This window comes from Sphingobium sp. TomTYG73 (assembly GCF_055394245.1).
Map to the genome: position 1 here is coordinate 1,961,532 of NZ_AP027339.1, position 24,533 is coordinate 1,986,064.

22 protein-coding genes, 1 tRNA gene and 1 other annotated feature are annotated in these 24,533 nt (G+C 60.9%); of the genes, 11 read left to right on the forward strand and 12 right to left on the reverse strand.

Features of this window, described 5'->3' with window-relative positions:
• The first annotated feature begins 80 nt into the window (after positions 1–80).
• Genes ACZ5TH_RS09900 through ACZ5TH_RS09910 form a run of 3 tightly spaced genes read left to right on the forward strand, consistent with a single transcriptional unit; the run spans position 81 to position 2,510 of the window.
• Entirely contained in the window at positions 81–1,340 is a 1,260-nt protein-coding gene (locus ACZ5TH_RS09900) for a glycosyltransferase family 4 protein (RefSeq protein WP_464793788.1), read from the forward strand.
• Positions 1,328–1,861, forward strand: a complete 534-nt coding sequence (locus ACZ5TH_RS09905; protein WP_464793789.1) for a sigma-70 family RNA polymerase sigma factor — start codon at positions 1,328–1,330, stop codon at positions 1,859–1,861. Before ACZ5TH_RS09900 ends, ACZ5TH_RS09905 begins: the two co-directional genes overlap by 13 nt.
• Complete coding sequence (locus ACZ5TH_RS09910) at positions 1,854–2,510, forward strand: anti-sigma factor family protein (protein ID WP_464793790.1); 657 nt, start codon at positions 1,854–1,856, stop codon at positions 2,508–2,510. Before ACZ5TH_RS09905 ends, ACZ5TH_RS09910 begins: the two co-directional genes overlap by 8 nt.
• A 307-nt stretch (positions 2,511–2,817) precedes the next feature.
• Here the strand turns inward: ACZ5TH_RS09910 and ACZ5TH_RS09915 are convergent, their stop codons facing one another.
• The 3 genes from ACZ5TH_RS09915 to ACZ5TH_RS09925 are packed head-to-tail and all read right to left on the reverse strand — an operon-like array spanning position 2,818 to position 5,216.
• A complete protein-coding gene (locus tag ACZ5TH_RS09915) occupies positions 2,818–3,657 on the reverse strand; it encodes a DUF6998 domain-containing protein (protein ID WP_464793791.1) in 840 nt (279 codons plus the stop codon).
• Between the two features lie 56 nt (positions 3,658–3,713).
• Complete coding sequence (locus tag ACZ5TH_RS09920; protein ID WP_464793792.1) at positions 3,714–4,373, reverse strand: hypothetical protein; 660 nt, start codon at positions 4,371–4,373, stop codon at positions 3,714–3,716.
• A gap of 15 nt (positions 4,374–4,388) precedes the next feature.
• On the reverse strand, positions 4,389–5,216 hold the full coding sequence (locus ACZ5TH_RS09925) for a hypothetical protein (RefSeq protein WP_464793793.1): 828 nt from the start codon (positions 5,214–5,216) through the stop codon (positions 4,389–4,391).
• A 133-nt stretch (positions 5,217–5,349) separates the two neighbouring features.
• Here ACZ5TH_RS09925 and ACZ5TH_RS09930 point away from each other — a divergent pair, with 133 nt between their 5' ends.
• Complete coding sequence (locus tag ACZ5TH_RS09930; RefSeq protein ID WP_464793794.1) at positions 5,350–5,556, forward strand: helix-turn-helix domain-containing protein; 207 nt, start codon at positions 5,350–5,352, stop codon at positions 5,554–5,556.
• 79 nt (positions 5,557–5,635) lie between these two features.
• Complete coding sequence (locus tag ACZ5TH_RS09935) at positions 5,636–7,009, forward strand: reverse transcriptase domain-containing protein (RefSeq protein ID WP_464793795.1); 1,374 nt, start codon at positions 5,636–5,638, stop codon at positions 7,007–7,009.
• 370 nt (positions 7,010–7,379) lie between these two features.
• On the opposite strand, the gene ACZ5TH_RS09940 is transcribed toward ACZ5TH_RS09935, so the two are convergent.
• The 4 genes from ACZ5TH_RS09940 to ACZ5TH_RS09955 all read right to left on the reverse strand — a co-directional run bounded on the left by ACZ5TH_RS09940 (position 7,380) and on the right by ACZ5TH_RS09955 (position 11,221).
• Entirely contained in the window at positions 7,380–7,571 is a 192-nt protein-coding gene (locus tag ACZ5TH_RS09940; protein WP_464793796.1) for a hypothetical protein, read from the reverse strand.
• Entirely contained in the window at positions 7,568–8,140 is a 573-nt protein-coding gene (locus ACZ5TH_RS09945; protein WP_464793797.1) for a recombinase family protein, read from the reverse strand. The genes ACZ5TH_RS09940 and ACZ5TH_RS09945 overlap by 4 nt, the downstream gene beginning before the upstream one ends.
• A gap of 85 nt (positions 8,141–8,225) precedes the next feature.
• Positions 8,226–9,797: an HNH endonuclease family protein gene (locus ACZ5TH_RS09950; RefSeq protein WP_464793798.1), complete on the reverse strand. Its 1,572-nt coding sequence runs from the start codon at positions 9,795–9,797 to the stop codon at positions 8,226–8,228.
• Between the two features lie 254 nt (positions 9,798–10,051).
• A complete protein-coding gene (locus ACZ5TH_RS09955; protein WP_464793799.1) occupies positions 10,052–11,221 on the reverse strand; it encodes a DNA cytosine methyltransferase in 1,170 nt (389 codons plus the stop codon).
• 34 nt (positions 11,222–11,255) lie between these two features.
• Between ACZ5TH_RS09955 and ACZ5TH_RS09960 the strand changes: the two genes are divergently transcribed.
• Positions 11,256–12,338 (forward strand): hypothetical protein, encoded by a 1,083-nt coding sequence (locus ACZ5TH_RS09960; protein ID WP_464793800.1) that lies wholly within the window; start codon positions 11,256–11,258, stop codon positions 12,336–12,338.
• 56 nt (positions 12,339–12,394) lie between these two features.
• On the opposite strand, the gene ACZ5TH_RS09965 is transcribed toward ACZ5TH_RS09960, so the two are convergent.
• The gene (locus ACZ5TH_RS09965; protein ID WP_464793801.1) at positions 12,395–13,915 is read right to left on the reverse strand and encodes a site-specific integrase; all 1,521 of its coding nucleotides are present in this window, start codon (positions 13,913–13,915) and stop codon (positions 12,395–12,397) included.
• A gap of 194 nt (positions 13,916–14,109) precedes the next feature.
• Positions 14,110–14,199, reverse strand: a tRNA-Ser gene (locus ACZ5TH_RS09970).
• A 124-nt stretch (positions 14,200–14,323) separates the two neighbouring features.
• Here ACZ5TH_RS09970 and hspQ point away from each other — a divergent pair.
• The 4 genes from hspQ to ACZ5TH_RS09990 all read left to right on the forward strand — a co-directional run bounded on the left by hspQ (position 14,324) and on the right by ACZ5TH_RS09990 (position 19,233).
• Positions 14,324–14,695, forward strand: a complete 372-nt coding sequence (hspQ, locus tag ACZ5TH_RS09975) for a heat shock protein HspQ (protein WP_196224676.1) — start codon at positions 14,324–14,326, stop codon at positions 14,693–14,695.
• Positions 14,652–15,461: a GDSL-type esterase/lipase family protein gene (locus tag ACZ5TH_RS09980; protein ID WP_464793802.1), complete on the forward strand. Its 810-nt coding sequence runs from the start codon at positions 14,652–14,654 to the stop codon at positions 15,459–15,461. Before hspQ ends, ACZ5TH_RS09980 begins: the two co-directional genes overlap by 44 nt.
• 105 nt (positions 15,462–15,566) lie before the next feature.
• Positions 15,567–17,504, forward strand: a complete 1,938-nt coding sequence (locus ACZ5TH_RS09985; protein ID WP_464795092.1) for an OPT family oligopeptide transporter — start codon at positions 15,567–15,569, stop codon at positions 17,502–17,504.
• 121 nt (positions 17,505–17,625) lie between these two features.
• Positions 17,626–17,681: a sequence feature (sul1 is cis-regulatory element that is thought to sense ions involved in sulfur or methionine metabolism; They are found in Alphaproteobacteria), on the forward strand.
• A gap of 55 nt (positions 17,682–17,736) precedes the next feature.
• On the forward strand, positions 17,737–19,233 hold the full coding sequence (locus ACZ5TH_RS09990) for a SulP family inorganic anion transporter (RefSeq protein ID WP_460986855.1): 1,497 nt from the start codon (positions 17,737–17,739) through the stop codon (positions 19,231–19,233).
• A gap of 123 nt (positions 19,234–19,356) precedes the next feature.
• On the opposite strand, the gene ACZ5TH_RS09995 is transcribed toward ACZ5TH_RS09990, so the two are convergent.
• From ACZ5TH_RS09995 to queF, 3 genes are all read right to left on the reverse strand, one after another.
• Complete coding sequence (locus ACZ5TH_RS09995) at positions 19,357–21,987, reverse strand: M1 family metallopeptidase (RefSeq protein WP_464793803.1); 2,631 nt, start codon at positions 21,985–21,987, stop codon at positions 19,357–19,359.
• A gap of 238 nt (positions 21,988–22,225) precedes the next feature.
• Positions 22,226–22,513 (reverse strand): GIY-YIG nuclease family protein, encoded by a 288-nt coding sequence (locus ACZ5TH_RS10000; protein WP_464793804.1) that lies wholly within the window; start codon positions 22,511–22,513, stop codon positions 22,226–22,228.
• A gap of 118 nt (positions 22,514–22,631) precedes the next feature.
• The gene (gene queF / locus ACZ5TH_RS10005; RefSeq protein ID WP_464795093.1) at positions 22,632–23,078 is read right to left on the reverse strand and encodes a preQ(1) synthase; all 447 of its coding nucleotides are present in this window, start codon (positions 23,076–23,078) and stop codon (positions 22,632–22,634) included.
• Positions 23,079–23,152: 74 nt separating this feature from the next.
• Between queF and ACZ5TH_RS10010 the strand changes: the two genes are divergently transcribed.
• The gene (locus ACZ5TH_RS10010; protein WP_464793805.1) at positions 23,153–24,418 is read left to right on the forward strand and encodes a hypothetical protein; all 1,266 of its coding nucleotides are present in this window, start codon (positions 23,153–23,155) and stop codon (positions 24,416–24,418) included.
• Positions 24,419–24,533 lie beyond the last annotated feature (115 nt).

The following is a 24,533-nucleotide window of genomic DNA, read 5'->3' on the forward strand; positions in this document are numbered from 1 at the left end:
GGACGCCTCCCGTCCCCGATCAGTTCGCCTTACGCTGCCTGTTGAAAAAAGGAGGTGAGCCGGAATAAAAGCGCGACGGCATGCGTAAGCGTCGCATCATGGCAACGCTTCTCCACCTCGACCGCTCGCCCCGCCCGCCGATCGCCGCCCGAGATGCAAAGCGGCCAATGCGGGTCGCCCTATTTTCCGGCAATTATGACTGCGTACGGGACGGCGCGAATCAGGCGCTCAACCGGCTGGTGGATTATCTTCAGGCGCGCCATGGCGTAACAGTGCGCATCTACACCCCGCGCGCGCCAAAGCCCGCCTTCGCCGCCGTTGGAGATATCCAGGCCGTTCGTTCGCTCGGCTTGCCGGGACGGCCCGAATATCGGCTGGCCCTGGGCCTTACGTCCGCCGCGTGCGCCGATCTCGACAGCTTCGCCCCCGACATCATCCACCTATCAGCGCCCGACTGGCTTGGATGGCAGGCGCTCGGCTACGCCCGGCAAAATGATCTGCCCGTGATCGCCAGCGTGCACACGCGCTTTGAAACCTATGCGGACTATTATCGCCTGTCCTTCCTGCGCAAGCCGATCGAGCGCTATCTCGACCGCTTTTATGGCCGGTGTGACCGCATATTGGCGCCGACGCTGCCCATCGCCGATGAGTTCGCCAGCGCTTATGGAGAGGCAAAGGTTTCGATATGGGGCCGGGGCGTCGATCGCGCGCGCTTCCATCCGTCACTCCGATCCGACGCTGTGCGCGCGGCCTATGGCTATGATCGCGACGATGTTGTGCCGCTGTTCTTTGGCCGCCTCGTCCTGGAAAAGGGGCTGGACGTGTTTGCCGAGACGATCGCGCTTCTGCGTCAGCGTCACCCTGGGTTGCGTCCACTGATCGTGGGAGAGGGGCCGGCCCGCAGCTGGCTGGCGCAACGCCTGCCCAATGCGACCTTTGCCGGGCATCTGGAGGGGGAAGCGCTCGGCACCGCCATCGCCAGCGCCGACATATTGATCAATCCCAGCGTCACCGAAGCCTTTGGCAACGTCAATCTCGAAGCGATGGCGAGTGGACTGCCCGTCGTGTCGGCGGACGTGCCGAGCGCCGCCGCTCTTGTCACCCATGATGTCACGGGCCTGCTGGTCGAACCGAAAGACGCGGCCGCCTATGCCGCCGCGGTCGAACATTTGATCGGCGACCCCCGCCGCCGCCGCCGCATGAGCGCGATGGCCAGCGCGGCTGCCGAACGCTATGACTGGGACGATGTCCTTGCGCCTGTTTATCAAGCCTATGCCGATTGCCTGGCGGATGCCCCACCGTCCGCCATGGCCCGGGAACTGATATCATGCGCTGGCTGAAAAGCGGGACCGGCGGCCCGATCGGCGACGACCTCACCGCCATGCGCCGCTATGCCCGCTCCCTCGCGCGCGACGATCAGGACGCGGACGACGTGGTCCAGGACGCGCTGGTGCGCGCGATCGAGCGGCAGGACAGCTTTCAACCCAGCCGTAGCAGGCGCCAATGGCTGCTCACCATCGTCCACAATGTCTTCATATCGGGCAAACGGCGCGAAGCCGCCGAGGCGCGGCGCGACGCGCGCTTTGCCGAAACGGTGATGGCGCATGTCGATGCCGGGCAGGAACATAGGGTGCAGCTTGCCCAATTGGGGCAATCCTTCGCCGCGCTGCCGGACCATCATCGATCGGTCCTGCACCTGATCGCTGTCGAAGGCATGACCTATCAGGAAGCGGCCGAGGTGCTGGACGTGCCGGTGGGCACCATCATGTCACGGCTGGCGCGGGCGCGGGCGGGCTTGCGGAGCTCTGGCAGCGTCGATGGGCGGGCGACGTTGCGTCTGGTTGGAGGACAGGATGACTGAGGAACCCGCCGATCACGAATTGCACGCCTATATCGATGATGAACTGGACGATGCCGGACGCTTTGCCGTGGAAACGCATCTTGCCGCCCGCCCTGACCTCGCGGCGCGGGTGATGGCCGACCTCAGCGCGCGGACGGGACTCCGTCTGCTGGCGCACAGGAAGGAACAGCTCTCCGGCCATTTGCTCGACGACAGCGCGGCGCTTGCGCCCTCGAAAGCCCGGCCTTTCTGGCGCAGGGCAGCGACGGTCGGCGGGACCGGAACAGCGGCCGCGCTGGCATTGCTGCTGGCGACCGGACCTAGCCCGCCCGATTATGTCGATATGGCCGTCGCCTCTCACCGGGTCGCGCTGATCCGGGCGCACATGGCTTCACAAATCGAAGGGCAGGCGCTCGACCATCATGAGCTTCTGGCGCGAACCCACATCTTCCTGCCCACACTGCCCGCCGACTGGAACGTGACCGACGTTCAGCTTTTCCCGGCGGGGAAAAGTCCCGCCCTTCTCGTCGCGATCAGAACCGGCGCGGGCGAGCGCCTGTCCATCTTCGCGACACGACAGAAAAGCGACGCCCCGCCATCCCCGACACGGTACGGGAAGGCAAACAGTCCGTCGCCTACTGGCGACGCGGCGACATGTCCTATGCCCTGACCGGCGAAGGCGATCCCGGCACGATCGACCAGGAGGCGGAACGGCTGAACCAATATTGGTCCTGACCCCGGCTGGATACGGAAGCTTTTGATATCAAGTGGCGGAGAGGGAGGGAAACCACGCCAGCTTTGATTTTTGGCGGAAAACAGCCATTTTTTTACCCTGATCCCCAGCGTTTTGTAGCAGATTTTGTAGCAGACTTTCGTTGTCTATTTACTGTTGCTCCTCACCGCGAGGAACGACCGCAAATCGCACAGGAGCAGCGCAATTCACGCCAGCAAGCCATAGCGGTTATCCTGTTCGGACATCACTCTCGCACCCACACAGGTTCAGCGAAGCTGCGGAACTTCGAGACCGAAAGCGCGCCACGTTCATTACGGCTCTTGCTACCGGGCGCGGCAAGGGCGTCCAGCACCTGTCCGCGCCCAGCCCGCCAGATGATCCATGGGCTATAATCCATGTCGAGCATGACCAGCATCACCTCATCAAAGATGCTGGCCGCCTTGATAGCCCCCATACGCTGGCCGCCCAGCGCCTTACCGGGATCATACATCCGGGTCTTGATCTGGATACGACGACCTTGCGCGTCGATGGCATCATATCCGGGGGAACGGGCGTCCAGCAGCGTAAGGCCGAGCAGACGCGCCGCCTCATACTCGCCCACTTCCCCCGTGATCCCCAGCGGTTTGCCGGTGAGCGCATAATATCGCTTTGCGGTCTGCTTGGCCGCTTCGATCAGGGGGCCGATTTCGTCAAGGGATACAGCGACAGGCTCCGCTGCAACCCGTTGCAGAGGGCCAGAGCCGTTGAGGTTGCATTGCCGCTCTCGAACGAGAGAGCGTTCCCTAGCGCCTAGCAGTGCCGGATCGACATTTTCCAAAATCGACAGGGTGATCGAGCGCCCCTCGCCAACCGCTTCGGCAAGCGCACGATGGATATAACGGAACCCATCGGGCTTGGCGGGACGATAGGCTTCCCCGGCAAGCAGCCGACGCACATTGCGCTCATATTCCTTCAGCGGGCGGCTGGAGCGCGTGTATTTGCCGATGTAGCGGCCCGACCCAGCGATTTCCCATTGGTAGATGCCGGGCCGATTGAGGTCCACTCCATCGACCACGTCCAGTAAATACCAATCGGGGTTCAGCACACTCTGTCTCCTGAAGCTGGAGATCAGCCTAGCAGGCCATGCCGGAACATCCTATTTCAGCTTGCCAATAACCCACGCCGACGACCGAACGGCGGGGGAGAAGACGGCGGTGCGTCGGAAGGAGGAACCGCCGGGGAACTCTGCTGCCCATGCAGCACGATCCGAAGCCTGCCATACCATTCCGATATTCGTTCTTCGGCGGAAGTTTTGATGGGCTTCATACCCTTGGCCAGCGGCATCTTCAGTTTCGCTTTGGTGTCGAGGAAGACCATGTCGATAATCGGGCGCTGAAGGTCATTGACGGTGATTTTCAGCACCAGCCGGGATAGGGAGCCTTCATGCCTCTTCGATCCTGTAAGGCCGCCCAGCAGGAAACCAGCCGGTCCAAGGAGAGCGCCACCGACAGCCGCACCCACGGCTTGCGATCCCCGGTTGGTTTTCTCGATGGTCATGCCGTCGCGAACGACTTCTACCGCCACCAGTTCATCGAACCGGAAGAGGCGAAGCGGCTGGCCCGCTTCCGCAAAGGCCAATCGGCTGGTTTCCGTGTCCATGGCCAAGATGCGGGCATTATACATCTCTTCGACGCTGAAGGTCGGAGAGAAATCGGTCGCGGCGTCCAGCAAACGACCCATCTTGGTCCGGTCGCTGTTGTCGGGCATGAAACGGGCTGACAGGAAGCCCAGCACGCCAAGGGCGAGGATGAAATACAACATATCAGGTCTCCGGGATCAGATCAGCTTGCGCCAGCCCGAAGGCTCGCGGATGGACAGGCTCTTCACTTGGCCTTCATCGCCGTAGAGGATGCAGCGGTAACGCCCGTTGATCTTCATCGAGTAGCTGTTCTCCGACTTGAAATCGCGCTCGATGGTCACGATGCCGGTGTCGTCATTCTTGTCGATGGCCCAGCGGCTCCATCCCGTGCTGAAGGAGCCGGGCACCAGCATGGCCTGCTGGGTCAGGAGATCGCAGGCCGTCACGGCGCTGGTCTCGTTGAACTTTGCCCAGCGTGCCGATTTAGGTTCGGCAACGGGAAGCCCCTCTGCCTTTTTGCGGGCGTCAGCACTGGCAGCGGGGTCGAGGCGGTCGCGCGTGGCGCGGGCCTGCCCCTCATCGACCATGAACCGCTCCCCGTTGGCACAATCGGCATAGAAGGTTATCCGCTTCCGGGTCGCGCCGTCAGACACGGCCACCATTTCCACCTTGTCGCACTTGTCGCTCTCCGCCGCCGCGAGCGCAGCCCAGCGCATCAGCGCGTTGGCATTATCGAACTGGACTTTGCCCAGCTTGGCATAGGTCTTCGAGAAATCGGCGCGCGTCATCGGCATCACCGCGTCCTGCCCCACTTTCTTGCCTAGCTGGTCCAGCTTGGACGCCGGTGTACCGGATGCAACCGATCCGCCTCCTGTGCCGTCACCGGCATCGTTGCCGCTCGAACAGGACACAACGCCCGCGATCATCAGTCCGGCGATCACCACGCCGCCGATCTTCCACGCCAGCTTCTGCTGCTCATTCATGGGGAGGCTACCGTCCTCTCCCAGCGCAGGCGTTCCTGTCATCTCATTCCCTCTATCAATCGCAAATCCTAAAATGCGAATACCAACCAAAACCAAATAATACGTTACCCATAGTCACATAATGGATACTGTCAGGATGTAGCCAAACCGAAGGATCAGTGGCCCTTAGAGGCCCATGGACATTTGCGAGAAGTTCGGGGCGAACGTCCGCCGTGTCCGGCGGTCGAAAGAGATTTCACAGGAAGAACTTGCGCATCAGGCAAACGTGCATAGGACATATGTGGTGTCGATGGAGCAGCGCGGGGGCCGCAACCCAACCCTGAGGGTTATGGAAGCCATTGCGCAGGCATTGGGCGTGCCGTTGTCCACGTTGCTTGAATAACCCGGCGCGCTGTTCCACCTATCGAACCAGAGCCAGATTAGGGTCATTTTAACCTTGCCGCTGCCATCGTGCCCGCAAGATGACCATCACGGCGGAAACACAGCGCGGGGCAGGTTCCGGCTTCAGAGCGTTCCGAGAGCGGTTCCCGGACTTTATCGCAAAAGTCGAGGAAATGCGGCGGTTCGAGAAGCTGTCCCTTGGCAAGCTGGCTTCCCTCAACGCGCGCGGTCGCCGCGCCCACGTTCGCACCTTGCTCCATAGCCCTCGGCTGGCGACCCTCTACGCTTACGAAGTCATGCGCGATCTGCAACGGTTGCACAGCGCCACGCCTGCCTCCATCAAAGCCCTTGCCGCCAGATGCGATCCATACGGCCCGCTGCATGAGCGTGTTAGAGCGCATACGGTGGTCAAAAACGGCAGACCACGCATTGTTCAGGATTTTGGGCCAGCGCGACGCCTCCATCACAGGTTGGTGTCGAAGGTGCTGGTCAACTTACATCCTCCCCGACCGGACCAGTTCCTGTTCCACGGGGGGATGCCGAAGGCTCTTGTGGCCATCGAAGCAGCCTTTCGAGACGGCGACATCTATGCGGTAGAGTTGGACATCACCAACTTCTACGGCTCGATCCGCCACGACCGACTGGCTGAACTGCTGCACCCGTTGCCCGCCTCGGTCATAGCCAACGTGATCCGTGACGAGCGTGTGTGTCATACTACGGTGTGTGGTGATAGCAGCGGACCCCTCGGCGGGGTTCCTCCTTCCTCCAGTGCTTCGGCGGGGCTTCCCATGGGTGCCGCCACCTCCCCCATCATCGGCGAAATCATCATCGGCAAACTGCTGGCCGATGCCGACATCGGCAAAGTGGTGACGTATGCCGATAATCTGCTGATCCTCGGATCAGTAGAGGAGGAGACACGGTCGAGAGCAGAACGCCTACGGGAGCAGGCTGCGCAGCCCGAAGCCGGGGCACTGGAGATAAGGATGCGGGACGTGGGTTGCTTCCTGCACTCGGACGGCGTGCAATTCGCCAAGCAGGTTGGCACGCACATGAGGCATCGGTTGAACTGGGCACCGGATGCTACACGACAACATGCATTTCAGATCGCCGACTGGGAACCGTCACGACCCGTGACACTCGTCGGCATTGAGAAGGCACATCAGCGGCTGCTTCACTGGCAGCGGTCTTATCCGATGTGGCGAACCGGAGATCGGTGGGTGCAAGCCCAACTGGCCGAACTGGCCTGCCTGCGGTTTTATCACGATGCGCGCCCGGAGAACCGCATGTCGGCATTGCAGGCCGTCATCTTGGCCTGCCTTCTTGGCGCGCGCGAAGATGTGACCGACGCTATTCCAGACGGAGCAACCGTGTTGCATCGTCAGCGACGGGAAGCCCTTATCACTGACGCCTTGCATATGTCGGCGTCGATGTTGCCGCGAACGCAAGCCGCTTAACCCGGCAAGCCGTTCGGATAACTTTCCCGGAATGGCCGGGTGAGCGTGGCGGGATCAAGCGACAGGCGCTGGAACCATCCGTTTGGATGCAGCCGGGCGACATAGCCGCGCCAGTAGTCCGGGCGGAGAAACCTGATATGGATCGCAAAGTGGCACGGGCGACAAACCGCATAAACCGCTAATCTGTCCGCGTAATCTTCACTGTGCATCCCGACCGCATGAGGGAAGGTCCGCGCGCAGACCGAGCAAGTGTGTGATGGAGCGATCTGACCGGATGCCAGAGCAGCTTTGACCATCCGCAGCTTCCATGCCCGCTGCGCCGGGTTCGCGCCATTATACCATCGCTGACCGGGCCTGCCGGGGAACTCGCTCATGGCAGAGCAGCTTCGATGGATTTCACCATCTGTTCGCCTCTCGACAGCCCCGTTCGGACATGGCCTGCGAGGCCGCGCGCCATGTCCACCGTCAGGTCCGCACCCCGCCCCTCCATCACGATGCCGTGCATATCTTCAATGAGGGCCGTCAAACCGGCGAACAGTTCGGAGATGTCCGGGCTACTCATGCGGCTGGAACATCAGCAAGGATGCGGTAGGCCGAACTGCGGCTGATCCCTAGTTGCTTTGCTATCGCCGCCGTGCCCATGCCGGACGCACGCAGTTCCTTTACCTGCCCCGATAGCCGTCGAGCCGTGGGCGCTCTTCCCTTATACCGCCCCGCAGCTTTGGCTCGCGCAATGCCGATGACCTGCCTCTCTAACAGCGTCGCGCGCTCGAACTCGGCAAACGCGCCGAACATCGTCAGCAGCATACGACCGGAGGGCGATTTGGTATCCAGTTCGCTGCCCGCAAAATCCAGCACTCGGAGAGCGACGCACTTGCGCTCCAACAAATCCACGATTTCCAATAGGTGCAAAGTTGAGCGTGCGAGGCGGTCGATCTTACAGGCAACGAGAGTATCTCCCTCCCTGCAAAAATCGAGCACAGCCGCCAGTTGCTCGCGCTTTGCCACAGTGACAGACGAAACCTGTTCAGAAAAAATCTTGGTGCAACCCGTTGCACGAAGCAGGTCAATTTGCGCGTCTAGGCCCGCGACCTGATCTGTCGTGGAAGTGCGCGCATACCCAACCAACATCTTGTTTTCCTTGCATTATTTCTGCGAGGAATATAACGAAAGGCTAATCGTTGGTCACGGGTTACCTACGTCGGGCATGAACAATTTAGTTGGCGACGGTGCTGTTACAAAAGGGATGTTGCATTTGCGAATTGCTTAGAACGCCCGGCCCGCCTTCGCGTTTGGGCTGGACATGGCCTACCTGCATACCATTTCGGTGGATAAGACCGCCGCAGGTCGGGCATTTAAGTGACGCAGGCAACGCCCCTTGCAAGTAGGCCGCCCCTTTCATTTCTCGCGAAAATGAGCCGTCGCCTAGTTCTAGCATCTCTTCCGGGATCGAAATCAAAAAGTCGAAGGCTGGATCATCCGAAAGCGCCTTAGCAAGGTCGGCGATTGTTAGACCGCTCTGAAGGTCGGCGATAACACGCCGGTATAGGGCCACTATCCGGGGTCGGCTACGCGATCCGCTTCCCAGCCGACGCACAGCCTCCGTTATGCCTCGGTTGGATAGCAAAAAGTCCTCAAACTGCGCCCGCACGTTTGTAAGGCGCAGAAAATCTTCAGTTTTCCAGTCTCTAAACAGATCAATGAACGCTAATAGAGCCGACGGCTGAAACACTCCACTCCTCGCATAGAAATACAAAGCAGGATGCAGCCCAAGAGACGACGGGTGATTTGAACACAATCTCCAGATAGTCCGCCTCGTCTCCGTCAAATAAGCGACGGTCTGCTCTCCATCTTCATCCGCTACGAAATCCTCTTTCTTAACCCGCTTGTTGGTCGCATCTGCTGCGGGCGACCGATTTATGTTGTTGATAAGGTCGAAGACAAAGGGAAGAACCTTCTGCCCGTATCCCGCACCCCCAACGGGTAAATCTAGCGTTTTGATGGGCTGGATCAGCGACGGTTCAAACAACAGGTCGTATATCTCTTTGCCCAAAGCAGAAATTGCAGCCTGCCGATCTTCCGAGAAGTTGTTCCAGTATTTGTTACCTGTCCCTCCGCGAGTGACCGCCCGTGCCGCCAGCGCCGTCGGTGATCGACGTGCCTTCAAAATACGCTGCTCAACAGGGTCGATCTTCGTGCCGCCCTGATTGATACGGAAGAAGGATGTTTCAGCCTTATGGTGATCGGCGTTCCTGATCCATTGCGCCTGTATGTCTTGCCAGCCAATGCGTTGGGCGCGCGCCGCAATATCCGCTCTTGCGTTGTCGGGATAATCTATCGCGATCTTGTGATCCTCATAAGAACCGACAGCCGCTGCCACTAAATCGCGCGTCTTAGTAGCAGCGCGCCTTTGCTCGTCTGATATAAAGTCGTGGAAATAGGCACGGGAGACCGTGCCATCCCCATAGTCATTATGAACCCATGCGATAAGTGCGCTAAGACGGTGTGCACCGTCGATCACGAAAACATTCTGACCGGCCCGCCATAAAATGACTGCCGGAATAAGGTCACGGCGCACAAACGTGCTGATTAGGTCGGCTACTTGCTCTGGCGACCAGCCTGCGGTCTCACGCTGAAAATCAGGTTTGCGGAGGGCCGGATATAGGAAGCCGCGCGGTTCTAATCCCGCCACTGATAACGAAGTGATGTCTTCTCCATCCTCTCCTCGCGTGGCCAAATCTGCACGCTTAATGAGAGCATCGAGGTTCACTACGTTCGTCGTCGCCATGCCATCTCCAAGGAGCCACTTGTCGTCATCTGGCAGGTCTACGTGGTTCAATCTGAAAGCGCCAGCGACGTGTGCTTCCGAGCGTGAGACCTGATTGCGTCACTCGCCCCCAGACTTTGCGAGACGATGTCTCACTGACCAACCGCGCACTTCAGTGGGACGGGATCGGCAGGGTATCGTGACGTTTCACATGGGCAGGGCCATATGAAACCGCACACGCCTGTCATCTCATAGCGAATAGTCGGATGGCTATTTCAGGCGACCAATCGCGCATCATCATGCACATGGTTTGACCGATAGCCATCAAGGACTGCCCTCACGGAACAGGCTACTCTTCGTCCCAATTCGCAGGGAACTGCATTTCCGATCTGCGTGAAGATGGAAGATGTGCGCCCGACAAACTCATAATCTTCCGGGAATGTCTGGATGGTCGCCGCCTCATCAAGAGTTAATCGACGCAGGCGCGAAGGGGCTACTTGCCCTATAAGCGATTTTCCACCCTGCATGAGCCTTGAATGATATTGTTCGACCCAAGCGGTTCCGTCGCCATACAGATGCTCTTCATCAATGATCGGCGTGCGGTTCCCACCCATGGAGGCAGGCAAGGTCGATGCATAGCCATCTGGATCAAGGGGGCGGCCTTGGCCGTTAAACAACATCCCAGCATATGGTGACGAACGGAGAACGGGTCGGGCCGCTATCGTGATCTTCGCCTTGCAAATGCGAGGATTGGTGGGGCTGCCAGCCCGTCCGAGATGCCCGATGGCGTCGCGGAGCGACGGCGCTGGCTGGCGTTGCGTAGCCAAATGCGCAACGAAGTCGTCGGCACGATGATCTTGAAACCCGACAATGAGCATACGTTCGCGCGCTTGCGGGACACCATAATCTGTGGCGCGGACAACGATCAACCGAACATCATAGCCCAATTTTTCAGCCTCACGGATCAACCGTTCGCGGATGGGCCGAAACTTCGCCAGCGCAGCCAGTGCCTTGACGTTTTCAAGCACGAACGACCGAGGCTTCAGCCGCTTCAGCACTTTCATGTAGCTGAACACCAGTTCCGACCTCGGATCATTCATGTCCATATAGCCTGCCACACTAAACCCTTGGCAGGGTGGGCCGCCTATAAGGACATCCGGCGCGCTTAACGCTTTGATTTCCCCAAAATAGGATTGCAAGTCACCGCAACGAATGATGCCCGGTCCATGATTAGCCTCGAACGTGGCGCAAGCATCGGGATTGAGGTCATTCGCCCAGACTGTTTCAAAACCAGCCTGACCGAAACCGACATCCAAGCCGCCCGCACCCGTGAACAATGATACTGCGGTTGGCGCTGTCATCATGAACTCCCTTTGAGCCGTGACATACCGAGCAATACGCACCACATCAACCAAGGTCGTGACAGTCCGGGCCAGATCGAGCATGTAGGCCGTCCGAAAGTTTATAGGGGCATAAAGCGTGAAACCTGCGGAGCGGGACAAGTTCGTAAGTGCGACGTTGCAAACGTATATCGAACGAGCGGTATCCGGGGATGGTCCCGCAGGGGACCGTTACAAGCATGAACGCAAGGTTCTGGAACAGATGATCCCCATCGCGACGGATGGGTTCCGGGGCGTGACCCTAACCGCCATTATGGGTAAGTTGGTTCGCGAAGACATCAACACCGGGACGGAGTTCAGTTCGATCAATCCGCGCGGTGTTTATGAACGTGGCATCCGCCCAGTGCTGCGCCATTTCCGCATCCCCAGCAGCGGCAGCGCGCCATTGAACGTGGCGAAAAATGTCCAGGTGCTTGACGAAAAGTGGGCAGAAGGCCGCAAGCCCGAAAGCGCGGCCCGCGCCGCCGTCGAATATATCCGCATGATTAACCGCCATTGGGCCGACCCCTCCCATCGTGATGATCTTATAATGATCTTCATTCAGCGGCTCGTCCGCTATGCTGATGAGGTTGCCGCCCATGATGTAGAACTCGCGCCCATTGATGAAATCCCGCCGATCACACTTGGAAAGCGGCTGGCGAAGTTTGCGCTGGCCTACCCTGAAGGTGGCTCAATGCCGCAATTCGTCGTCGGCACAATAATAGCGGCGGCACGCAGTTCGGACGCGGACTTTTCTCCGCTTCAAGGCGTGGATGCGAGCGTGTTCGGAACCAACACCACATCAAACAAGCCTGCGGACTTGTGGGAAACTCTTGCGACCGGAAACTTCGGAAATCTCTATGAAGTAACCTGCAAGAAGGTTGATGAAAATCGTCTCGATGCAGCAGTCGATGCGTTTTCTAAGTTGGGGGTGCCCACTACTCCTATCACCTTCATTTGTCGCATCCCGGCAGACTGCGCTTCGCTGCCAGTGGATGATGGCGTGGTCACACATCGAGGGATGCCGTTTCAGTTCATTGATCTCGCCTCATTTATCGAGATCAACTTCACCCTCCTCACGGCAGACAAGCGACTGTTGGTCCTTCAACAGATTAGTTCGTTCGTTACCGATCCAGCCCGCGCCGTGAAAACCAAACAGGGATGGGCTGCATCGTTTGGCTAAGGGAGGTCAGCGTATCGCCCCGATGACCATGAAACTGCAATCGTCGCGCCTGATTGCTATGCGATCTCATAGCGGGGCAGCTTTTCAATTTCGCGCATCAGTGCGCGCACCGGGAAATCGCCATACGCCTCACCCTCGGTCTTCGGAGCGTGGCCCTGTATGGCGTCGCGCATTTCACGGTCCATGTCCACAAACCTCGCCTGCGTCTTGAACCGATGACGCCATCCATGATTTGGTGCGACGCCTTCAATGCCGAGTTCCCGCACCCAATCACATAGCCGCTGGCCCACTTTCTTACTTTGCCGATGAGCGTTGCTCCCACCGCGATGCTGACTGGGATCAAAAAAGAGATTGCCCTTGCGCTTCGCTACTTCGTCCACGAAGCCGCTCTCTATGAGATGAGGATGAAGCGGCACTAGGCGCGCAGCATGATTTTTGGTTGACCCGGCTTCGGGGGTAATCAGGATACACCAGATGCCCTCATGCTTCTGAACATCTTGGCTGCGTAGTTGCGCTACCTCGTCAACGCGCGCGCCTGTGTAGGCACAAAGCCAAGGCACCCAGCGATGTGCGAACTTCCGTTCCGGCGACCAGCGCGTCGATGGCTCGCGAAACGTAGCGGCAAGGATGAGACGCGCCTCATTATCCAGAAATCCCTTCGAGCGAACTTGAACGGTGCGGCGGGCGCGGACCCGCACCCGACTAGCTGGATTTTCGGAGATATGATGGTTCTCAAATCCCCATTGGAAAACCGTCTTTACTGACGAAAGATATGTATCGCTGACTGTTTTGCTCGAACGCAGCGTCCCATCAGATTTCGGTTGTGTCAGCAGATGATCCTTCCATCTGACCACATCCTCCGGCTTTATTTTAAGGGCGTCATCATGCCCCACGAACGTAATCAGGGCTTCAACGAAGCGATGATAGGATTTTGCAGTTGCCGGTGCGGGGGCACGCTCTTCCAAATAGCCGCTAAAAAGCTGTCGGATCGAAACCGCCTTGGCATCTGCTCGCTGCTGTTCTCGATGGCTGTCGAGGCGATATTGGTCCGGTGCAAAGAAAGCATCCCCGCTTGTCCGGGGTTCGCCTTTGATGTCTTGGATGCGCTGCCGCGCCCATTCCATCTGACCCCGACCTATCGCCCGCGCTAAGTGCCGCTGTATCGGGCTGCCAGCGTCTATTCGCCATTCATGTCGTTCAGCGAGCGCCTCGGCTATCCATTCTGTGCCGAGTGCTGGCGATGCGGCACCAAATGCTATGCCTCGTTGAATGTCTGTCGCCACAGCCTCCAATTCAAGAATGTGCTTCTTCGCGGTGTCAAACCCATCATTGTCGGCAAAATCAGGAAGCAAATCCTTATCCGTTCGCTCTTTCCACCATTCGCGAACCGCCGCATCCACCTCGTCTTTTGAAGGAACTGGCATCAGATCAGGTAGAGGCGAAATGCCGACTGTCGCCGGTTCCAACGTGCTTTCAAAGACTTCTAGTGCTTTCGCCAGCAATTGACGCGCCTTGGCAAGCGACACATCGCCCAAAGTGATTTGCACCTCCGCCCTGCCCTCGAAGGCTGCGCGCATGGATGGCGGCACGAACCTGCGAAAATAATATCGCGATCCGCGTCGATAAAGATACCTGTGGCCCTTGACCGCTTTGAACTGGCTGGCTGCGCCCATTGCCTCTCAACCATTTGTAGCAGATTTTGTAGCAGAAATGCCGCGACAAATCCCTTAGATCAAGGGATTTGAGAGTTTCCGGCGGCTTTAAGAAAGGTTGGCGGAGAGGGAGGGATTCGAACCCTCGGTACCGTTTCCGGCACGCCGCATTTCGAGTGCGGTGCATTCGACCACTCTGCCACCTCTCCGCAGAAGGTCCAGCATGTGCCGTCCCGGTCGAGCGGCGGCCATTAGCGAATGATGACCGGCTTGCCAAGCGGCCCGCACCGTATTTTTCTTGTAAGACTCAGCAAGCACCCTAAATTGCTTTTCATGACCGACACCACTGCAATCTTCGGCGCCGATGTCAGCGCGCCACCTGTTGTCCACGCGCATTTCAGCATCGGCGATGTCGTAAAGCATCGCCTTTTCGCCTTCCGTGGCGTGGTGTTCGACATCGATCCCGTCTTCGCCAACAGCGAGGAATGGTATCAGGCGATTCCCGAACAATCCCGGCCGGACAAGCATCAGCCCTTCTATCATCTGCTCGCCGAAAATGGCGAAACCAGCTATGTCGCTTATGTAAGCCAGCAGAATCTGATGGCCGACGACAGCGGGGAGCCGGTGGATCATCCGGCGATCGCGGGGATGTTCGGGACCTATGCCAACGGCAAATATCAGCTGCGCCCGCTCCATCGCCATTAAGGCGCCGTCCCGCGCACGGGCATGGTGGCGGGTCGCGGCCGCCCTCGCGCTGCTGCCCGGCCTCGCCGGACTCGCGGCTGCGCAGGCACCTACCGAGCGCCCCGCACCGGAACCCCGGATCAATGCCGATCCGACCTTCCCCTTCGCCAATGAAGTCGCCGCCTTCGCCAAGGCGAATGAGAGAGACAGCGGCGCGCCCGGCGCCGTCCTCTTCCTCGGCAGTTCCAGCATCAGGCTGTGGGACACAAACGCGGGCTTCCCTGACCGAAGCACCGTCAATCGCGGTTTCGGCGGTGCGACGACGCCCGACGTCCTGCGCCACTATGCCCGGCTCTTCCCCAAAGCCGCGCCCCGATCGGTACTCGTCTATATCGGCGAGAACGACCTCGCAGCCGGAGCCACCCCCGACACCGTCGCGCGCAACATATTGACGCTGCTGAAGAAGTTGCGCGCCGATTATCCCAAGGCGCGCATCGCCTATCTGTCGCTCAAACCCTCGCCCATCCGATGGACGCTCTGGCCAAAGATGGCGGCGGTCAACATGACCGTGGCGGCGCGTAGCCGGGTCAGCGGTTTTGAATATCTCGACGTCGGCAGCAGTTTGCTCGCCCATGACGGCCTGCCCGACGCATCGCTGTTCGGCCCGGACGGGCTGCACATGAACCCGCGCGGATACAGCCGCTGGAACAGGTTGGTCGATGGCTGGCTCGACCGGATGGAGATGGCGGCGGCACCGGCATCGCGTTCGGCATCACTTTCCAATTGATCCACGGCCCAGCAACATTATTACCATACATCTGTAAAACATACCCAAAGGGGGACGATGCTGGTGACCACTGATTCGGCCAAGGCCCTGCCCATGCCCGCTCCCATGGCGGAACTGACCCTTCGCGGCGTCATTCTGGGTGCGCTCATCACGCTGCTGTTCACCGCGGCCAACGTCTATCTGGGGCTGAAGATCGGCCTTACCTTCGCGACCTCCATTCCCGCCGCCGTCATCTCCATGGCGGTGCTGCGCCTGTTCGCGACCGGAACGATCCTAGAAAACAACATCGTCCAGACGATCGCGTCGGCGGCGGGCACGCTCTCGGCGATCATCTTTGTCCTGCCCGGCCTCGTGATCATCGGCTGGTGGCACGGCTTTCCCTATTGGCTGTCCGCCTTCACCATCGCGCTGGGCGGCATATTGGGCGTCATGTATTCCGTCCCGCTCCGCCGCGCGCTCGTTACCGGCTCCGACCTTCCCTATCCCGAAGGCGTCGCCGCCGCCGAAGTGCTTAAAGTGGGCGCAGGCTCCCGCGAAGGATTGGAAGAGAATAAGCGCGGCCTCTCCGCCATCCTTATAAGCGCCCTCGCCGCCGCCGCCTTCTCCATCACCGCAAAGACGAAGCTGATCGCCGAAGAGGCCGCTACCTTCTTCAAATTCGGTGCAGGCGCGACATCTGTCTCGACCAGCTTTTCCATGGCGCTGATCGGCGTCGGCCACCTCGTCGGCCTGTCGGTCGGCGTCGCGATGTTCGTCGGCCTGCTGATCAGCTGGGTCGGCCTCGTCCCCTGGCTCACCGCGCCCCTGCCAGCGGGAGCCGACATCGCCGAGGTTGTCGGCACCACCTTCCGCATGAAAGCGCGCTTCATCGGCGCGGGCACCATCGGCGTCGCGGCGATCTGGACCCTGCTCAAGATATTGGGACCGATCATCAGCGGCATCCGCTCCGCCATCGCAGCAGCGCAACGGCGCAAGGCTGGCGAAGGCGCCCTGCTCGAACTCACCGAGCGCGACCTGCCGATCGGCATCGTCGGCGGCACCATCCTCGCCTCCCTCGCGCCGATCGCGGTGCTGCTCTGGTATTTCGCACAGGGCGGGCCGATCGCGGCCAATCCGGTGCCGATCCTCATCCTGACGCTCGCCTATATCCTCGTCGCGGGCATCGTCATCGCGTCGGTCTGCGGCTATATGGCGGGCCTGATCGGCGCGTCGAACAGCCCGATCTCCGGCGTCGGCATCCTCGCCGTGCTGGGCGCCTCCCTGATCCTCGCTGCCATCTACGGCTCGGGCGGCGATCCGAAACAAAGCCAGGCGCTCATCGCCTATGCCCTGTTCGTCACCGCCATCGTGTTCGGCATCGCCACCATCTCCAACGACAATCTTCAGGATCTGAAGACCGGCCAGCTGGTCGGCGCGACCCCCTGGAAGCAGCAGGTCGCACTGGTCCTCGGCGTCATCTTCGGCGCGCTCGTCATTCCGCCAGTGCTCGATCTCCTCAACAGCGCCTTCGGCTTCGCAGGCGCGCCGGGGGCCAAAGCAACCGCCCTGCCCGCGCCCCAGGCCGCGCTCATCTCGGCACTGGCAAAGGGCGTGCTGGGCGGCGATCTCGATTGGGGCCTGATCGGCACCGGCGCGCTGATCGGCGCCGTGGTCGTCGCCATCGATGAACTGCTCGGCAAGGCAGGCAAGCTCCGCCTGCCCCCGCTCGCGGTCGGCATGGGCATTTACCTGCCGATGGCGCTAACCCTGCTGATCCCGGTCGGCGCGGTGATCGGCCACCTCTACAATCGCTGGGCGCGCCGCCAATCCAACCCCGACTTCGCCGAACGCATGGGCGTCCTGATGGCGACCGGCTTCATCGTGGGCGAAAGCCTGTTCGGCGTCGCCTTCGCCGGCATCGTAGCGGCGACGAACAGCGACGCCCCGCTTGCACTGATGGCGGAAAATGAGTGGGCCGTGCCCGCCGCGCTGCTGATCTTCGCGGCGGTGATCGCGGCACTCTATGCGCGGCTGCGCCACTGGGCGAGCGCACCGCTTGGTTAGGGGGGAAGCGACCCGTTTCGACCACATTCGGTCGCTAGAGCTTCACGCATACTTTCGGATAGCCGACACACTGCAGGCTTGTTGATTCACCCAGGTGCACCCTCTATAGGGCTCGCATTCGCAAGGACCCGGTGAAAGTCCGGGTGGCTATTCCGGCCGCTGATCCGCCGGATAACAACATGCACTGCTCCTTATGCGCTGTTCAGCGCTCGTGCCCTGTTGTGGATTTTCAATGACATTAGATCTTACTACTTACCGTCGCCATTGGTTCACTGACGGTATCGCCGCCCGCCGTGACATCCTGGCAGGCATCGTCGTCGCGCTCGCGCTTATCCCTGAGGCGATCGGCTTCTCCATCATCGCGGGCGTCGATCCGCGTGTCGGTCTGTATGCTTCTGTCGCCATTGCGATGACCATCGCTCTCATAGGCGGTCGACCGGGGATGATTTCGGCAGCTACAGCAGCCGTCGCAGTCCTTGTCGTGCCACTCGTGCGGGATCACGGTGTCGAGTATCTGTTCGCCGCCACCATCCTGATGGGCGTCATTCAGATCATCGCTGGTCTATTGCGGCTAGATCTTGTCATGCAGTTCGTGTCGCGCTCGGTCATTACCGGATTCGTTAACGCGCTCGCCATCCTGATCTTCATGGCTCAGCTTCCGCAACTTACCAATGTCGGATGGGAGACCTACGCGATGGTGGCTGGCGGCCTTGCGATCATCTACGGGTTCCCCCGCATCACAAAGGCGATTCCTTCGCCGCTGGTCGCAATTCTGGTGCTGAGCGCGATTAGCATTGGTCTGGGTCTCCCGGTCAATACTGTGGGCGACATGGGTAAGCTGCCAGAGGGTCTGCCCAGCCTGGTCCTGCCCAACGTCCCTCTGACAATGGACACGCTGCGGATCATCCTGCCGTATTCGCTTACGATGGCAGCGGTCGGACTGCTGGAGTCGCTTCTCACTGCGCAGATCGTCGACGATATGACGGACACTGACAGCGACAAGCGGCAGGAATGCGCCGGGCAGGGCGGTGCTAACATTGTTGCGGCTCTGTTCGGCGGCATGGGCGGCTGCGCGATGATCGGCCAGTCGGTGATCAACGTAACCTCGGGCGGCCGCAGTAGGCTGTCGACCTTCGTCGCTGGCGCGTTTCTCCTCTTCTTGCTGGCGGTGCTAGGACCTTATGTCGGTCGCGTGCCGATGCCTGCTCTGGTCGCCGTAATGGTCATGGTGTCGATTGGGACGTTCAGCTGGAACTCGATTCCAAACCTGCGCCGACATCCGCCCACCTCGTCGGTCGTTATGCTGACCACCGTAATAGTGGTCGTCGCCACACATGATCTGTCGCTCGGAGTACTGGCCGGTGTGCTGCTCTCCGGCATCTTCTTCGCCAGCAAGGTGCAGCGCATGTTCTCTGTCCAGCGCGAAGTATCGGTCGATGGCGCACAGGCGACCTATCGTGTCAGGGGTGAGATCTTCTTCGCATCCGTGGAGCGGTTCAGGCGCGCGTTCAACGCAGAGGACACCGCAGAGAAGGTGCGTATCGATGTCGCCGATGCGCACTTCTGGGATATTTCCGGTGTCGGCGCACTCGACAAGATCGTAGCACGGTTGCGCCGAGACGGTCGTTCAGTCGAGGTGGTCGGCTACAACCGCGCCAGTGCAGACATTGTAGATCGCTTCGCACTGCATGACAAAACCGGTGTTGAGCTGGGCGTGGTCCCCCACTAAGCCGATGGGCAGCTTCTGACGATAAACAGCTAAAGACTGCCCTTCCGCTCTCCACCCAAAACCGTCGCCCCCTCTAGGCCGCAGCAATGAATAGGGCGGCAAATCATTTCGCCGCCCCTCCAATCACCTCTTGGCAAACCACGCCGTCAGCGCAGGCTTCAACCGCGCCCGCGTTTCGATCCGGGTCTTGATGGCGGAGATCGACCGATCCACCACCTTGCGCGATTCGGGCGTCAGATACTGGGTCGCATAGGCATCCAGCTTCGCCGCCATCGCCGGATCAGCCGACCCGCCGCCCAGCCGCGCAATCGCCTGGGACCGCGCCGACACATCGATCAGCGCCTCATATTGCTGCCGGTGCGCCAGCACATAGTCCACCGCCAGCATCGGATGCTCCCCACCCACGGAGGAGATGATCGCCGCGCTGGTCGTCTTGCCCGGCTCATCCGTCATGGCGAGGTCGAGCGCCTTGCGCGCCAGCGCCTCATCCTTCGCCGAACCGAGCAGCGCAAAGAGCGTGCTCTTGTCGAGATCGCTCTTCGCGCCATTGGCCATCGCGCGCAGCTTGTCCCATGTCGCGGCACCGGCATTGTGGGCGATGATGCGCAGCCACACATTGCGCAGCGGCCCTTCCATCAACGCAGGCTCGGCAAAGCGCCGCCGCGCTTCGGCCACGACCGCCTTGTCACCCACGCTTCCCAACGTCGCGATCAGCGCCGACCGCAGCACCGGCACCTGCGCCCCTTCACCGGGCTTCGCATCATAGCCGACGCCCTTCAGCACCGGCCCCAGCTTGCGCGAGGCATAGGCAGCCACCCGCGCCTGCGCCACCTTGTCGCCCTCCAGCATCGTATAGACGCTGTCCAAATAGTCCGGCACCTCGGCCAGCACGGCCGGGCTTGCGTTGGCGGGCACCGCGTCCACCATGTCCAGCGCCAGCCCGATCGGCTGATAACCGCCCAGCCCCAGCTGGAAATTATCCGCCATCAGCCCGATCTGGTCCATCGACGACAGCCGGGTAAAGCCCGCCGCCAGCGCCTTCACATTCGCCTCCGGATAGAGCGAGCGATAATAGCCCGTCTGCCCCCCATTGATCACATAGGCCCCGCAACCGGGCAGCGTCACAGAAGCCGTCCCATTCAGGATCAGCCGCTGCGGCGCCCCGCCGATCGTCTGCGCCATCACCGGCACATTCCAGCGGAGCGGCGCCTTGTCCTTGCGATCGCGGCTGAACTCGCCCTGGCTCAGCGACACCAGCGTCGAGCCGCCCTTGCACAACGCGCTGTCCACCTTCACCAGCGGGATACCCGGCTGGCTGGTAAAGTCATGCGCAATACCGACCAGCCCCTTGGCCCCCGCGCCCTCGACCGCCTTCCACAGATCGTCCGTCACCGTATTCCCATAGGCATGCGCCTTCATGTAGCCGCGAATACCCTCGCGCCACACATCCTCGCCCGCATAGCCTTCCAGCATGGTGATGACCGCCTCGCCCTTTTCATAGGTGATGTCGTCAAACGCCTGGTTCACCTCATCGACGGTATGGATTTTCTGCACCACGGGATGCGTGGTCACCAGCGCGTCCAATGCCATCGCCCGCTCACGCCCGCCCACGCGGGTCAGCAGCATTTCCCAATCGGGCTGCAACTTGTCGCTGACCTTGGTCGCCATCCAGCTCGCAAAGCCCTCGTTGAGCCACAAATCGTCCCACCAGGCCATGGTGACCAGATCGCCGAACCACTGATGCGCCATTTCATGCGCGACGATCGAGTAAATGGTCCGCTTCGTCCCCTCCGACGTGAATTTCGGATCGACCAGCAGCGCCCGCTCAAAGGTGAAGATCGCCCCCCAATTCTCCATCGCGGAGAAGAATTGGCTCTGGCCAGGCCCCGCGACATTATCGAGCTTGGGCAGCGGGAAAGGCACGCCGAAATAGTCGTTATACCAGGGCAGGATCGCCGCCGACGCATCCAGCGCCAGCAGCGCCTTGCCCGTATTCCCCTTGCCGGTGATGACGCCCACCTCGGTCGCCCCAGCCATCTTGGTGGCGCGTTCCAAATCGCCCAGCCCGAAGAACAGCAGATAGGATGACATTTTCGGCGAAGTGCCAAACGTCACCCGCGTCCTGCCCCCGCCCAGATCCTGCGACGCCTTGACCGGCATGTTGCTGACCGCCAGCTGTCCCGTCGGCACGATCGCGGAAAGATCGAACGTCGCCTTATAGCTCGGCTCATCAAAGCTCGGCACAAACCGCCGCGCATCGGGCGCCTCGAACTGGGTGAAGAGCGCCCGCTTCTGCGCCCCCGCATTGTCCTTGTAATCCAGCGCGAACATCCCGTTCGCCTGCGTGTTGATGACACCGCCATAGGCAATGTCCAGCTTGTAGGCGCCCGGCTGCACCGGCTTGCCAAAATCCAGCGTTACGGTCTGCGCATTGGCATCGATCTTCGCGGCACCCACCATCGCCTTGCCTTGCGCAGGCGTCAGCATAACACCGCCAATGCTAAGGTCAGCCGCATTCAACACCAGCACCGGCATCGCCTGCGCGACATTCAGGTCGACCGTCACCTTGCCCGTGAATTTGAGGTTCGCCGCATCCGGCACCACCTCAATGGCATAATGACTGGGAGCCGCCCCACGCGGCAACTGCGTCGTGATCTCCGGCGCAGGCCCGGCGGGCGTTTGGGCGATAGCAGGCTGAACAAGGGCAAGCGGCGCGGCGGCCAGCAAGAGGGACGAAATTTTGGAAAGAGACATCAGGTTCGCAACTCCGACACGTTGAGAACGGCACGGCCCGTGCGGCCATGTGCCATGATAGTTGCGGGATCGAACCTTTCTCGCCTGCGGTCAAGCGGTTGTCGGAATTTTGTTGTTCGTTTGTTTAACAGGGAGGGCTTGGGATGAGTTACTCGACCTCTCCCGAGATGCCAGCATTCGTCGGCATGACGCTAATTTTGATTTCCGTCATCCCAGCGGAAGCTGGGATCTCAGGCCGCTACATGATGAACTTAAACAAATCCCGCCACTCCGGATTGCTGGCCTCAATCAACGCAATCTTCCAATCGCGCTTCCACGCCTTCAGCGCTTTCTCGCGAGCGATGGCGAAGTCGATCTCCCCATGTTCTTCGGCAAGCACCAGCCGGTGCAGATTATATTTCCGGCAGAACGCCGAACCTTCGCCCCGCCGATGCTGATCCACCCGCGCCGCAAGGTCAGTCGTCACCCCTACATACAGCACGCCACGCGGCCTGTTGGTCATGATGTAAGTCCAACTGCGGCGCATTGAACAAGCTCACTCCGAGCCTCACGAGATGCCAGCGTTCGCTGGCATGACGCTAATTTTGATCCGTCATCCCAGCGAAAGCTGGGATCTCAAGCCGCTATACCGAACAGACGCGGCCTCAACCCCGCCCCCGATACCCCGGCACATCCTGCGCAGGCAGCCACAGTCCCGCAGGCGGCTCGCCCGACTGCCAGAACACATCGATCGGAATCCCCCCACGCGGATACCAGTATCCGCCAATCCGCAACCACAAAGGCCGCATCTCGGCAAACAGCCGCTCGCCAATCCCTACCGTGCAATCCTCATGGAAAGCGGCATGATTACGAAATGCCCCCAGAAACAGCTTCAACGACTTTGATTCGACGATCGTCGCGGCAGGCGCATAATCGATCACCAAATGGGCGAAGTCAGGCTGCCCCGTCACCGGGCACAACGACGTAAACTCCGGCGCGGTAAAGCGCACCAGATAGGGCTTCCCCGGCCGTGGATTGGGTACATAATCGAGGACCGCTTCCTCTGGACTCGCAGGCAGCGCACTGCTCTGCCCCAGATGGATCGGTGCCATGTTTTCGGGTATATCGGTCATGCCCGGCCATCTACGCCATTGCACGCCTAATGTCACCGCAACCTGATCCCGCCATGCCGTTCATCTCCCGTTCAGCGTCATCATTGCCTTGGCTGCTTGCCATGGGGATGCGTCCTGCCGCCTTGATCACCTTGCCGCTGCTGCTGGCCACGCCTTCGCTCGCGCAGGAACAAGGCGGCAGTGATCCCGTCTTCACCCTGCCGCGCACGTCCCAGCCGCCTGCTGATCCCAGCCGACAAGGGCCAGAGCTGGACGTATTCCGTGGCGCGCCGGTGACGCCGCCAGCCAGCACGCCTGTCATCACCCCGCCTCCGCCAGTCGTCGCGCAACCCCAACCAGCGAGCCCAGCCCCGCCGCAGCGCCCGACCACAACGGCGCCGCGCCCGGCCCCCGCTGAACCCGCCACGCCCGCCCGCGAGCCCGAAAGCAGCCGCCCCGCGCCCCAGCCCAAGGCACCGCAATCTCCGGCACCCCAGTCTCTGGCACCTCAGCCCGCGCCAGCGGAACCCGCCGCACCGCAAGCCGCCCCTGCCCCAGCGCCCACCACTCCCGCCGCCGAACCCCCGCTCAGCGCGCCTGCGGATGCCTCTTCCTGGGGCTGGATCGCAGGAAGCATCGCCTTGCTCGCGGCGATCGTGGCCGCCGCCTGGCTTTTCCTGCGCCGCCGTCCCGAAGAAGAACAGCAGCCCTTCGTCGAAGAGCGGGAGGCCGCGCCAGTAGCTGCAAAGCCGGTTCCTGTGCCTCCCGCGCCCCAACCCAAGGCGCCACCCCCCGCACCCGCCGCCGCTACCATCCAGCGGCCATGGATAGACCTGACCCTTGAAGTCCGCAGCGCCCGTCTCTCGCTGATGGGCGCCACCATTGGCTACGCTCTGACGCTCCACAATCGCGGCGAACGCAGCGCGGACGACATTCTGATCCGCACCTTCATGGCCAATGCGGACGCCAACCAGCAGGCGCAGCTACAGCAGTTCTTCGCCGGAGCCACCGGACTACCGGCTCATTCCGCCGTCTCGCTCGCACCGGGGCAAAGCCACAGCCTGACCGGCGAGCTACGCCTCCTGCCCGACCAGATCGCGCCCGTGCAGATGGGCGACCGCGCGCTGCTCATCCCGCTTGTCGCCTTCGACGCCCAATATCGCTGGTCCGACGAACCGGATGGCGCTCCTGTCGGATCAGGCCGCACCGGCCGCGCCTTCATCGTCGGACAGGAAAAAACTCCGCCCGCCGACCGCCTCGCCCCCTTCCGCGTCGATCAGGGACCACGCCAGTTCCGCACCCCCGGCAGCCGCGCCACCGCGCTCGAACTCGCGAGCTAAGTCCGCCCAAGTCGTCATCCCAGCGAAAGCTGGGATCTCAGGCCCCGTCACGCCGCCCCTCCCAAGATTCCAGCTTCCGCTGGAATGACGAATGCCCCCAACACCCTTCCCACAC

Coding starts and splice junctions, on each gene's coding strand:
- ACZ5TH_RS09900 (WP_464793788.1), top strand. CDS start 81: ATGCGTAAGCGTCGCATCATGGCAACGCTTCTCCACCTCGACCGCTCG.
- ACZ5TH_RS09905 (WP_464793789.1), top strand. CDS start 1,328: ATGCGCTGGCTGAAAAGCGGGACCGGCGGCCCGATCGGCGACGACCTC.
- ACZ5TH_RS09910 (WP_464793790.1), top strand. CDS start 1,854: ATGACTGAGGAACCCGCCGATCACGAATTGCACGCCTATATCGATGAT.
- ACZ5TH_RS09920 (WP_464793792.1), bottom strand. CDS start 4,373: ATGTTGTATTTCATCCTCGCCCTTGGCGTGCTGGGCTTCCTGTCAGCC.
- ACZ5TH_RS09925 (WP_464793793.1), bottom strand. CDS start 5,216: ATGACAGGAACGCCTGCGCTGGGAGAGGACGGTAGCCTCCCCATGAAT.
- ACZ5TH_RS09930 (WP_464793794.1), top strand. CDS start 5,350: ATGGACATTTGCGAGAAGTTCGGGGCGAACGTCCGCCGTGTCCGGCGG.
- ACZ5TH_RS09935 (WP_464793795.1), top strand. CDS start 5,636: ATGACCATCACGGCGGAAACACAGCGCGGGGCAGGTTCCGGCTTCAGA.
- ACZ5TH_RS09940 (WP_464793796.1), bottom strand. CDS start 7,571: ATGAGTAGCCCGGACATCTCCGAACTGTTCGCCGGTTTGACGGCCCTC.
- ACZ5TH_RS09945 (WP_464793797.1), bottom strand. CDS start 8,140: ATGTTGGTTGGGTATGCGCGCACTTCCACGACAGATCAGGTCGCGGGC.
- ACZ5TH_RS09950 (WP_464793798.1), bottom strand. CDS start 9,797: ATGGCGACGACGAACGTAGTGAACCTCGATGCTCTCATTAAGCGTGCA.
- ACZ5TH_RS09955 (WP_464793799.1), bottom strand. CDS start 11,221: ATGCTCGATCTGGCCCGGACTGTCACGACCTTGGTTGATGTGGTGCGT.
- ACZ5TH_RS09965 (WP_464793801.1), bottom strand. CDS start 13,915: ATGCGCGCAGCCTTCGAGGGCAGGGCGGAGGTGCAAATCACTTTGGGC.
- hspQ (WP_196224676.1), top strand. CDS start 14,324: ATGACCGACACCACTGCAATCTTCGGCGCCGATGTCAGCGCGCCACCT.
- ACZ5TH_RS09980 (WP_464793802.1), top strand. CDS start 14,652: ATGCCAACGGCAAATATCAGCTGCGCCCGCTCCATCGCCATTAAGGCG.
- ACZ5TH_RS09985 (WP_464795092.1), top strand. CDS start 15,567: ATGGCGGAACTGACCCTTCGCGGCGTCATTCTGGGTGCGCTCATCACG.
- ACZ5TH_RS09990 (WP_460986855.1), top strand. CDS start 17,737: ATGACATTAGATCTTACTACTTACCGTCGCCATTGGTTCACTGACGGT.
- ACZ5TH_RS09995 (WP_464793803.1), bottom strand. CDS start 21,987: ATGTCTCTTTCCAAAATTTCGTCCCTCTTGCTGGCCGCCGCGCCGCTT.
- ACZ5TH_RS10000 (WP_464793804.1), bottom strand. CDS start 22,513: ATGCGCCGCAGTTGGACTTACATCATGACCAACAGGCCGCGTGGCGTG.
- queF (WP_464795093.1), bottom strand. CDS start 23,078: ATGGCACCGATCCATCTGGGGCAGAGCAGTGCGCTGCCTGCGAGTCCA.
- ACZ5TH_RS10010 (WP_464793805.1), top strand. CDS start 23,153: ATGCCGTTCATCTCCCGTTCAGCGTCATCATTGCCTTGGCTGCTTGCC.